The 11,101-nt window shown below is 69.4% G+C and carries 8 protein-coding genes and 1 pseudogene; 3 read left to right on the plus strand and 6 right to left on the minus strand.

Going from position 1 to position 11,101, the window contains the following annotated elements; all coding sequences use genetic code 11:
* From DD1DGNOD_RS09180 to DD1DGNOD_RS09190, 3 genes and pseudogenes are all read right to left on the minus strand, one after another.
* Positions 1-994: pseudogene (locus DD1DGNOD_RS09180) on the minus strand (hypothetical protein); the annotation flags it as partial.
* Entirely contained in the window at positions 991-1,860 is an 870-nt protein-coding gene (locus tag DD1DGNOD_RS09185) for an SDR family oxidoreductase (RefSeq protein ID WP_131766192.1), read from the minus strand. The pseudogene DD1DGNOD_RS09180 and the gene DD1DGNOD_RS09185, both read right to left, overlap by 4 nt.
* Positions 1,857-3,329, minus strand: a complete 1,473-nt coding sequence (locus tag DD1DGNOD_RS09190; RefSeq protein WP_241255593.1) for a glycosyltransferase family 4 protein — start codon at positions 3,327-3,329, stop codon at positions 1,857-1,859. The genes DD1DGNOD_RS09185 and DD1DGNOD_RS09190 overlap by 4 nt, the downstream gene beginning before the upstream one ends.
* A 285-nt stretch (positions 3,330-3,614) precedes the next feature.
* On the opposite strand from DD1DGNOD_RS09190, the gene wecB reads away from it, so the two are divergent.
* Together wecB and DD1DGNOD_RS09200 are read left to right on the plus strand one after the other, a co-directional pair.
* Complete coding sequence (wecB, locus tag DD1DGNOD_RS09195) at positions 3,615-4,793, plus strand: non-hydrolyzing UDP-N-acetylglucosamine 2-epimerase (protein WP_241255594.1); 1,179 nt, start codon at positions 3,615-3,617, stop codon at positions 4,791-4,793.
* Between the two features lie 350 nt (positions 4,794-5,143).
* A complete protein-coding gene (locus DD1DGNOD_RS09200; RefSeq protein ID WP_206443045.1) occupies positions 5,144-6,964 on the plus strand; it encodes a putative bifunctional diguanylate cyclase/phosphodiesterase in 1,821 nt (606 codons plus the stop codon).
* On the opposite strand, the gene DD1DGNOD_RS09205 is transcribed toward DD1DGNOD_RS09200, so the two are convergent.
* Together DD1DGNOD_RS09205 and DD1DGNOD_RS09210 are read right to left on the minus strand one after the other, a co-directional pair.
* A complete protein-coding gene (locus DD1DGNOD_RS09205; protein ID WP_131769899.1) occupies positions 6,954-7,706 on the minus strand; it encodes a protein tyrosine phosphatase in 753 nt (250 codons plus the stop codon). The genes DD1DGNOD_RS09200 and DD1DGNOD_RS09205 overlap by 11 nt on opposite strands.
* 15 nt (positions 7,707-7,721) lie before the next feature.
* Complete coding sequence (locus DD1DGNOD_RS09210) at positions 7,722-8,810, minus strand: MraY family glycosyltransferase (RefSeq protein ID WP_241251373.1); 1,089 nt, start codon at positions 8,808-8,810, stop codon at positions 7,722-7,724.
* Positions 8,811-9,186: 376 nt separating this feature from the next.
* Here DD1DGNOD_RS09210 and DD1DGNOD_RS09215 point away from each other — a divergent pair, with 376 nt between their 5' ends.
* Complete coding sequence (locus DD1DGNOD_RS09215; protein WP_131769900.1) at positions 9,187-10,491, plus strand: nucleotide sugar dehydrogenase; 1,305 nt, start codon at positions 9,187-9,189, stop codon at positions 10,489-10,491.
* Positions 10,492-10,611: 120 nt separating this feature from the next.
* On the opposite strand, the gene DD1DGNOD_RS09220 is transcribed toward DD1DGNOD_RS09215, so the two are convergent.
* On the minus strand, positions 10,612-11,101 hold a 490-nt coding region (locus DD1DGNOD_RS09220), incomplete at its 5' end, for an enoyl-CoA hydratase/isomerase family protein (protein ID WP_206443046.1).

Here is an 11,101-nt window from a genome sequence, read left to right on the forward strand (position 1 = left end):
GCCGGCGGACCTCGCCGCGCAGCTTCTCGACCCACCGCCGGCGGTCCGCCGTGTTCCCGCCGGCCACCGCCAGCCCGATCAGGGCCTTGAGGTTCTTGACCAGATGGTTGCCACCGACATCGGTCTCCAGGTGCAACCGCAGGAAGGCCTCGTGCCGGCCGAGGTCGGCACGCACGGTCGAACCGACCGCGCTGTCCCGCGCGAGCGGCTCGAACAGCCCGCACAGCGTCCACGCGCGCAGGGACACGACATAGGGCGCCCATGCGGTGCCGCCATGGAGCGTCGCGGCTCTCCCGCCATCGGGTGTCGCGGCTCTGCCGCCGTGGGGCATCGCTACCCGGCCGCCGTCAGGCATCCCGATCCGGCCGCTGTCGATCATTGTGGCGGTCCGCCAGGACGTGTAGAGCCGGGCGAAGGCGGCCCGGGCCTCGTCGCGGTCACCGTGGGCTGTCAGCGACCAGGCCCAGTCCCAGTAATGCAGGTGGTAGCGCCACAGCAGTGGTGCGCTCGCCTGTTCCCAGTCGAGCTCGGACGGGCTGCCGCCCCGGGGGTGCAGGCGGCGGGTGTGGCCGAGCAGGGTCAGCGCTCCCTCGAGGATCTCGGCCGGGTCCGGCCAGGCCGCGTCGCAGCGGCCGTCGAACGGTATGAAGGAGGGCGGCCAGCAGCCGATCTCCGGCGCGGCCAGGCGCAGCAGGCGATCGGTCGTCCAGGGGAAGCGCCGGGCGAAGGCCCGCTGGCCGCGAAGGCGTACGCGGGCGGTGATCTGTTGCGGCCGCAGGTGCCGCACGGTCCGCAGGTACCGGCCCGGCTGGACGCCTGTGGTAGCTGTGGGGAAGCGGGAAGCCGCCGGTCCGGCAGGCTGTCTCCTCTCCCGTGTGGGCTCGTCGCGGTGGGTGACGGACGGCCCGGCGTCGGTGGGGACGCCGCTGACCGCGGTCGCAACCTCGGGGCCCGACGGATTGTGCAGGCCGGTCACGTCACGAAGGTCGGTCATGTCAGTAGCGCCGCTTCGGCTCGGATGCCCTGGTCGAACGGCCGCGGCGCGAAGCCGAGGTCGGTGGCTGCGTCGGCGATCGAGAACGCCTTGTCCTCGGCGAGCCGGGCGATCTGTTCGGCGCGCAGCAGCGGACGGGCCGCCAGCCGTTCGTATCCGCGGGCCACAGCGAGCGTGGTGCGCAGCGGGAGCGTGACGGTGACCACCCGGCGTCCGACCGCGGCGCCGGCCTCCTCAACGACCTTCCGGAAGGTCAGCGCTTCCGGCCCGGCGATGGTGTAGGAGCGGCCGATGGAAGCGTCCAGCCGTACCGCCGCCAGCACAGCGGAGGCGAGATCGTCGACGTGGACGGGCTGCTGCAGGCGTTTGCCACCACCGGGCAGGGGCAGTAGCGGGGATCGGCGCAGCGCGGCCAGCAGCCGCGCCATGTTCCGGTCGTCCGGGCCTCCGTAGATCATGGTAGGTCGCAGGATCGTCCAGCCGAGGCTGCTGCTGGTGACCGTTTTTTCGGCTTCCGTCCGGATCTGCTTTGTCGCGGCGGGGAGCGTCGTGAAGATTGCGGTGGTGGAGATGAAGATCGCCCGATTTAGCCCGGCCGCCTCGGCCGCCGACACGATCACGTTCGCGTGCCCGAATCCGAGGGAGGCAATGTTGATCAGTACGTCGCCCTTGGCGGCCCGAAACGCGGCGTCCACCGAGGCGGGGTCGTCAAGATCGCCCGGAACGGCCTGCGCGCCCGCGCGTTCAAGGGCGCGAACGGCCGCTGCGCTGCGGGCGAGTCCGGTGATGTGATGCCCTTCCCGGATCGCGTCTGCGACCACCCGGCGCCCGAGAAACCCGGTTCCGCCGGTCACCACCAATCTCATGCGCGTTCCCGGTGCCCGGCGATTTCGGCGATCCAGGATGCGTCCGAAGGCTCGAACTCCGAAGATGTGGACCCGGAAGGTTCGGATGCGCCGGACGCCTCTACCGCCTGCGCAGGATCGGTCACCGGATCGGTCGCCGGTTGGTACGGCTCGACCGTGTCCGCGCTCCGCTGCCGGGGGACGGCGACCGTACGGCCCGCTACCTCCTCGAGGAGGCGGCGGTACCGACGGGCCAGTACCAGGCGGTCGAAACGTGTCGCCACGTAGGCGTGGCCCCGCTCGCTCATTGCCGCGCGCCGGGCCGGGTCCGCGGCCAGGGTGCGGATCGCGCCGGCCAGTTCCAGCGGGTTTTCGGGCGGGACGACGACCCCGCCCGCCTCGGAGAGGATCCGGGCGGCCTCGCCGGTGAGCGCCCCGATGACCGGCCGTCCGGCGGCGAGCAGCTCGAACATCTTCGACGGGATGAAGGTGGAGAACAGCGGCACGTCCCGCAGGGGGACCAGGCAGATGTCGGCCGCGGCGACGATGGCCGGGACCTCGTCGCGGCTGACCGCGGGCAACATGGTGACGTTGGTGAGTCCGAGCTCGGTGACCCGGTCGGCGACCCGTGCCCGGTCGGCTCCCTCGCCGACGAGGGCGACGTGCACCGGGTGTACCGGATCCCGGGCGAGTTCGGCTGCGGCGTCCACTACCGAGACCAGGCCCTGGGAGATGCCGTGGGCCCCGATGTAGACGACGAGGGTGTCGCCGGTGCGCGCGCCGAGACGGTCGCGTAGCGCCGGGGACGGCGACTCCGCCGGGGACGGCGAGTTGGATGGGCTGAAGCGGCTCAGGTCGGCCCCGTTGTGGATCGTGTGGACCTTGCCCGCGGGTATGCCGCGTCCGACGATGTCGTCCCGGAAACCGTCGGTCACGGTGACGACGGCGTCGGCGGCTCGGTAGGCGGCCATCTCCAGGTGTTCGAGCGCGGCTATGACCCGGCGGTTGCGCAGGACGCCGAGCTGCACGAAGATCGCCGGCCACAGGTCGCGGACCTCGACCACCAGGCGTGCGCGCCGCAGCCGGGCCAGCAGCCACGCCGAGCCGAGCGGGAAGAACGTCGGGGACGAGACGACCACGACGTCGGCCGCGCCGGTATGACGCCCGCCGAGCAGCACGCTGGTCGCCATGAACGACAGGTGGGACAGGGTCCGGCGGGCGATGCCCTCGTTCGGGGTGGCGTATATCCACGTCCGTATCACACGGTAGCCGTCGCGATGTTCGATCCGCCGCCGTGCGCCGCGGTACTCCGGCGGCACGATGCCAGTGGGGTGGTTGGGCATCCCGGTCAGGACCGTGACGTCGAGGCCGTCCGCCGCCCATGCCTGTGCCGTCTCGGCGAGGCGGGCCTGCGGGGCACCGACCTCGGGCGGGAAGTAATGGGTGATCAGGAGTACGCGCAGCGGTCGCTGGCCTGCTGGTTCGGTCACCGTAGCTACCTCGACGCCGCGTACGCGATGTGGGCGAACTTCACGGTTGTCTCCTGAGTACGAGATGGCGTGGGAAACGTACTGTCGGTGTGACAGAGCTTATCGTAGTCGACTGGATACGATCCGTATGCACACGTCGGGCGCGGCGATCCGGCTACTCGCCTCAAAGACGTCCGGCAAGGGACAAGCCGTCCAGCCGTCCAGCCGGCCGGCTGCTGGTTCGACGGCCGCTGGTTCGACGGCCGCTCGACGGTCGGTTTGACGCTCTAAGTAGGGAGTTCCGTCGTGCATGTACTCTTCGTCGCCGGTGCTCGGCCCAACTTCATGAAGGTCGCGCCGGTACTGGCCGCAACCGTAGGTCGTGGTGCCGTCACCACGCTCGTGCACACCGGTCAGCACTACGACGCCGCGATGAGCGGGGTGTTCTTCGACGAGCTCGGCCTGCGGGCCCCCGACCACTTCCTCGACGTCGGCTCGGGCAGCCATGCCGGCCAGACCGCCGGGGTCATGACGGCCTTCGAGCCGCTGCTCGCCCTCGTCCGCCCGGACGTCGTCGTGGTGGTCGGCGACGTCAACTCCACACTTGCCTGCGCGCTGGTCGCGGCCAAGTCCGGCATCCCGCTCGCCCATGTCGAGGCCGGGCTGCGCAGCCGGGACTGGTCCATGCCCGAGGAGGTCAATCGTGTCGTGGCCGACCGGGTCTCCGATCTTCTGTTCGCCACCTCGCCGGACGCCGCCGGCAACCTCCGCCGGGAGGGCTACCGGCCCGACCAGATACATCTCGTCGGCAACGTCATGGTCGACACCCTGCTGGCGAACATCGAACGGGCGCGGGCCCGCCCGACACTGTCCCGGCTCGGTCTGCGCGCGGGCGAGTACGGGCTGGTCACCCTGCATCGCCCGGCCAACGTCGACGACCCGGGTGTCCTTGCGAGGCTGCTCGGCGCGCTCGGGACCGTGGCCGAGCGGTGCCCCCTGGTGTTCCCCCTGCATCCCCGGACCCGCGCCCGAGTCGAGGGCCGGTTGCCGGCGGGCGTGACCACGCTCCCGCCCGCCGGCTATCTCGACTTCCTCGCCCTGCAGGCCGGCGCGCGTGTCGTCCTGACGGACTCGGGCGGGGTCCAGGAGGAGACGACTGTCCTGGGGGTGCCGTGCCTGACGTTGCGCGACACAACTGAACGAGAAATTACTGTCGCTGAGGGTACTAATCAGGTCATCGGCACCGATCCCGAGCGGATCGTGGCAGCGGCAGCTGACGTACTCGCCTGCCCACCACGGCCGCGGCGGCCCGCGCTGTGGGACGGACACGCTGGTGAACGGATCGCCGAGATACTGCTCGCCGGCGATTACGGATGTCGCGGCCGGCGGCCGACCGACATCCTCGCCGAGTCCGTCGAAAGTATTTCTGATGTTGGTCTGCGGAATTCCTCCCCGCTGCCGCGGATGACAGATCCGCTGGTGTAAGCCTCCGCTGGTCTAAGCATCCGATGCTGTAAGCGTCCACCGATGTAAGTAACGCAAGTGGTGTAAGCGGACCGTGCTCCGGACGGACCACGTTGTGAGCTCTCAAGCAGACCACGCTGTGGGCGCTGGCGACTCCCTGCGCCTAATATCGCGTGGATGGCCGGGAATTGCCTGGTCGCAGGCTGAGAAGTCCCTCTCCGGAAAGCGGAGTTCATCCATACCGGGCGAGTCCGACGCGTTACTCTCGGACCGCTTACCAAGAGCACCCAAGTCCGGATTTCAGGGGAATCGATGCCTGCAGACATCAGCGGCCGCACCGGCCGGGATCCCGTTACCAGACCATCAGCGCAATGGTGACGTTGTTCGCGCCCGAGCGTCGGGCCCGACACCGGAGCCCGGACGGATACGCGCTGCGGGATCGCCTGTCCCACCGGTCGATTCGCCCGGTCGCGGACCCGATCGGTCGCCTGATCGGTCGCCTGACCGACCGGACGACCGGACGCGCCACACCGGTGCTTCCGGTTTGCCCGTGGGCTGTCGCGGCCACGCTGGTCGTCTGGACGGCAGCCTCGACGGCATTGGTGGTCTGGACGACCCTGCACGGGGGGTTCGGTCGGTGGTTCACCGGCCTGGCGTGTCTGCTGATCCTGATCGTGATCGCGACGACCATGCTGTTACTGTGCCGGCTGCGGGGAAAACGCGTCGGCGACGAGTTCGCGAACACCGATGAGCTGACGGGCCTTGCCAACCGTCACGGATTTCTCGGTCAGGCCGCGCGGTTGCTCGGGGAACACTCCGACGGCCGCCCGGCGCGACGCCAGGGTCAGGGGCGGGGCCGAGGCCGGGGCGAGCCGGAGCGCTCCGGCCATGTCGCCGGTGCGTTGATGCTGATCAACATCGACCGTTTCGGCGAGATCAACAGCAGCCTCGGTCACGAGCAGGGCGATCGTCTGCTGGTCAAGGTGGGCCAGCGGGTCCGCGCGAGCGGATGCTCCGGCGACCTCGTCGCAAGGATCGGCGGGGACGAGTTCGCGGTACTGCTGCGCAGCGCGGGCACCGAGCGAGCGCAAGCCGCGGCGGTCAGCGTCCGTGACGCCCTCCGGGAGCCGGTCATGCTGGCCGGCATGCCGGTGCCGGTCGAGGCGAGCATCGGCATCGCGATCGCTCCCGATCACGGTCGGGACGTGTTCGAACTCCTGCGCAACGCCACCTCCGCCCTGGGGGAGGCGAAGAAGTCACCCGCCGGCCACCGCGTGTATGACACGAGCTGCGGCCGGATCAGCCCGGCCCGGCTACGGCTGCGCGCCGAGCTGCGCACGTGCCTGCAGAGCGGGCAGATCGAACCGCACTACCAGCCCAAGGCCGACCTGCGCACAGGACGTATCACCGGGATGGAGGCGTTGGTGCGCTGGCGGCATCCGGTCGAGGGAATCCGCCCGCCCGACACCTTCCTCCCCGACATGCAGGCCGCCGGTCTGATGCCCAAGCTGACCGGACAGGTCCTCACGACCGCGCTCGCGGACTGCGCGCGCTGGCACGCGGCCGGGGCGAAGCTGTCGGTGTCGGTGAACGTGCCCGCACCCGTGATCGTCGACCCCGACTTCGTCCACGGTGTTCATGACGCGCTCGGCGGGGCGGGCGTCCCCCCGTCCGCGCTCTGTGTGGAGATCACTGAGGATTCCCTGATGACGCAGCGGGAAAGCGCGCAGCACACCCTCGCCCGGCTGCGTGCGCTCGGCGTGCGGGTCAGCCTCGACGACTACGGCAGCGGCTACTGCTCCCTGGCCTACCTGCGGGATCTTCCCGCGGACGAGATCAAGCTCGACCGGGCCTTTCTGCGGGACATCGAGCGCAACCCCGCGGCCGGGGAGATCGTCCGATCGACGGTCGCTCTGGCGCACACCCTGCACCTGCGGATGGTCGCTGAGGGTGTCGAGACGGACAGGTCATGGGCGCTGCTGGCGGGCTGGGGATGTGACGAGGCACAGGGCTACTTCGTCTCGCCTCCCATGGTCGGTGAGCAGGTTCTTCCCTGGCTGCGGCAGTGGGCCCGGCGTACCCGTCCGTCCCGGCCGGCGCCGGTGCCGGCGCCGCTGTCGGCACCGGCGCCGCAGCCACCGCTGTCGCAGCCACCGTCGTCGTTGTCGTCGCTGTCGTCGTCTAGCCGGTAATGTTCACGGCACGAGCCAGCAGCTCCAGCGGCTGGGCCAACGCGTCGCTGATCTGTTCGGCGCACAGCCGGAACGCCTCGACCGGCGATCCGATCGGGTCGGGGATGTCGGCATCGGCGGGGTCCGCGGGCGGACGAAGACCGCGGCGTGCCAGTGCACGGGCGACAAGAGCCTCGCAGCACATCCGGACTCTGTCCCGGGAGACCGGAACCCCGCTCGCGGGGGTGCCGTTCACGAGGGCTTCGTCCGGGTGGCTGTTGCTCAGGTGGGCGTTGCTCGGGCGGGCCTCGTCCAGGCGGGCGCTGTCCGGACTGATGTCAACGGGCTTGATTCCGGCGGTCACCCGGGTGAATTCTCGCAGTGTGAAGGTGCGGCTGACGACTTTTGGTGCGGCCGTCACGACGGTTGCGCGGTGTTCGCGCTCCGCGCACAGCACCAGGTCGGCGCTGCCGATCAGCCTGGCGTCCAGGCGGCGTGTTGCGAAACCACGTGGGTCAAGACCGCGACCGGCCAGTACGGATGCGGCGTGGGGATGCATGGGTGTGCCGTCACGTGCGCGGGTTCCGGCGCTGGTAACGATCACTCCGGACGCGGCGGTGCCCAGACCAGCCTGTAACAACGCGGCGGCGAGGTACTGGGCCATCGGTGATCGACACAGATTCCCCGTACACACGATCAGTATGTGCCACGGCGGGGCAGCGCCGACGACCGCATGTTCATGGGGTGTGTGCGTGGGTGCCATCACCGTGCAGGGTCCTCACACCGCGGGGGTGTTGTGCAGCGGTTCGTTTCGTCCGCCAACCTTCGCGGCCCGGTGCCGGCCGGGTGCGGTCGCACTGGCCCGGGGCTGTTGCTGCCCGCGGGCGACATGTCGGGGGAGGAGAAGATAACCCCGGACGAGCAGGATGGCGACGATGTCGGCCGCCACCCGTACCGCCACGTCGGCACTGTAGATCACTAGTCCGAGGCCGGCGGTTGCCACGGTGACCGAGGAGACCACGAGCGTTGCGCGGGTATGCGACCATCCTGCGACCGTGAGTAGCTGGTATACGTGGCCGCGGTGCGGCGCATACCAGACCTGACCGGACCTTACCCGCCGCAGCAGCGTACAGGAGGTGTCCGCGAGGTAGACCAGCAACGGGGCGACAACGGCGTCGGGTCGCACACCGTGCCCGACGGCCAGCAGCGCCAGGACGGCGATCAGCGCGCCAAGGGCGTAGCTGCCTACGTCACCGAGAAATATCCTTGCTCGCGGGAAGTTGTAGGGGCCGAAGCCGAGTGCGGCCCCGGCTGCCATGGCTCCGCCGTAGGTGAGGAAGTCAAGGCCGCTACGGTGCCCGATGATGGCGAAGGCCACGCCGGTCAGCAGGGTCTGGGCTGACGAGATGCCGTTGATGCCGTCCATGAAGTTGAAGGCGTTGGTGAAGCCGGCGATCCACACCAGGGCCGCGCAGGCGACCAGGGGGATGGTGGCGACCGGCAGATCAGGCTGTGCGACGACGACCCAGGCGGCAATCGTCACGGCTGCCGCCACCATCTGCAGGCCGAGTCGACGAAGGGCGGCCACGCCATGGGTGTCCTCGGCGAGGCCGAGCAGACCGAACAACGACGCCGCCACAACCACGGTGAACAGGTCGGCGGGGGCGTCCACGTCCGGGTTGACGATGGGTACCAGCATTCCCGCGAACAGACCGAGGGCGATGGCCACCCCGCCACCCCGGTAGGTGGGTACCAAGTGTGACGATCGCTCGGTCACGGTGTCCACGACGGCGAGACGCCGCATCACTGCGATCACGACCGGTGTCGTGATCGCAGTGATCAGAAGTGCGATGGCTGCCGAAAGCACCACGTCGTCCGCCGCCTCTTGGTGGTCCGGGGCCTGGGCCTCCGGCGGCGCGGAAAGAGCATGGTCGCGCTGCCTTCGGCCGTCTGGGGCCGGCTCTTGTCGAAGATCGAGAGAGTTACATTCGGTAGCAGAAACATTACTACTAGTGTGGGTCGGTGTTCGTCGTGTCGCGTCCGACATCGCTGTCGGGATCGTGATGGCTCCGGCGTTGTGACGGCTGCCGGTGTCGTGGGACTGCCCGAGGCCTTGTGGCGCCGTCTGCGCCGGTTGGTTGTCTGTTGGCTGTCAGGTGTTGTCTGTTCATGGTCTTGAGCTTGCGGCGCGACACGTAGCATGCTTCCGCTTTGGTGTCGGTTCGGTATGTCACGCTCTGCTTATGAAGATTTACGGAAAGCTCGTCGTGGTCGGCCAGGGCTATGTGGGTCTGCCCCTGGCGATGCGGGCCGTCGAAGTCGGCTGGTCCGTGGTCGGGATCGAGGTGGACGAGGGACGGGTCAAACGGCTTACCAGCGGCGAGTCCTACGTGGAGGACATCCCGGACACGGTCGTCGCCGCCGCGATCAGTAGCGGCCGTTACCAGGCGTCATCGAGCTACCAGGACGCGTTCGGATTCGACGTTGCGGTGGTGACCGTCCCGACCCCGCTGCGTGAAGGCATCCCGGATCTTTCCTACATCGAGAGCTCCGGGCGCAGCCTCGGGCCGCGGCTGCGGCCAGGGGCGACGGTGATACTGGAGTCCACGACCTATCCCGGCACCACCGACGAGCTGTTCGGGCCGCTGCTGGAGGAGACCTCAGGGCTCGTGGCCGGGGACTCGTTCTTCCTCGGCTACTCGCCCGAGCGGATAGATCCCGGCAACCAGAGCTGGAACCTGGTCAACACCCCGAAGGTGGTCTCCGGCATCGACGAGCACTCCCTGCAAGCCGTGCGGGCCTTCTACGGCTCGATCGTCGAGACGACTGTGCCGGTGGCCTCGGTCCGCACCGCGGAGCTGACCAAGCTGCTGGAGAACACCTTCCGCCATGTCAACATCGCCCTGGTGAACGAGCTGGCGATGTTCGCCCATGAGCTCGGTGTCGACGTGTGGGAGGCGATCGAAGCGGCATCCACCAAGCCGTTCGGCTTCCTGCGGTTCACCCCCGGCCCCGGGGTCGGCGGGCACTGCCTGCCCATCGACCCCTCCTACCTGTCGTGGCGGGTACGGCGCAGCCTCGGGCGCAGCTTCCGTTTCGTCGAACTCGCCAACGACGTCAACGACCACATGCCCGACCATGTCGTGCGCCGGGTCCTGGAGATACTCAACCGCAGGCGCAGCGCGGTGAACGGCAGCCGCATCCTGCTGCTGGGGCTGGCCTACAAGAAGAACACCGGTGACGCCCGGGAGTCCTCGGCGGTGCGGGTCGCCGCTCTGCTCGCCGGGCTCGGCGCGGACGTACGGGCCGCGGACCCCCATGTCGACGAGTCATGCCTGCCATCGGGGGTTGCCCTGGTCGAGGCGGACGCCGAGGAGATCGCCGCCGCCGATCTCGTGATCGTCCTTGTCGATCACGATGCGTTCTCCCGGGAGCTGGTGGAACGCACCGCTCGCGCCGTGCTCGACACCCGCTGTTGGTTGCCGACGCAGAGGTCGGGACGCCACGACGCGGCGCGCGTCTTGGGAGCCGAGATCGAACTGCTCTGAGTGGCTGGAGGACCTGGGCCTCCGGCAGCGCGAGAAAAACATGATCGCGCTGCTTTTGGCCCTCCAGACGAACAGCGGCCGGCGGACACAGGTGGCGGTCATTCGGTGGACACGGACGGGCTACCGTGCCCGGGAGCGCCGAGCGCTGATGAAGGCCGCGACCAGCGCCCGTGACTGCGCGTCCACCGCTGACTCCGCGATTGCCGCCGCTTCCAGATCGAGATGCTCGTCGAACGAGTGCTGCCCTGCTTCCGCGAGCAGCTTCTTCGTCCGGGCCAGCGCGCCCGGTGGAACAGCCGTCAGCTGCTCCACGACCGCCCCGACCGCGTCATCGAGCCGGCTGTCCTCGACGACTTGGGTGACAAGCCCCCAGTCGAGAGCCTCGGCGGCTGAAAGGGAGCGCTTGGTCAGCGCGAACTCTGCCGCGCGACGGGGACCGACGAGGCGAGGGAGCAGCCAGCTTGTGCCGCCGTCGGGGGACAGTCCGACCCCGGAGTAGGCGAGAGTGAACGACGCGCTCTGGCTGGCGACCAGAATGTCGCCGGCCAGAGCGAGGCCCATGCCTATACCCGCCACGGCGCCGCGTACCGCTACGACGACCGGCGCCGGC

Source organism: Candidatus Protofrankia californiensis (assembly GCF_900634765.1).
GTDB lineage: Bacteria > Actinomycetota > Actinomycetes > Frankiales > Frankiaceae > Protofrankia > Protofrankia californiensis.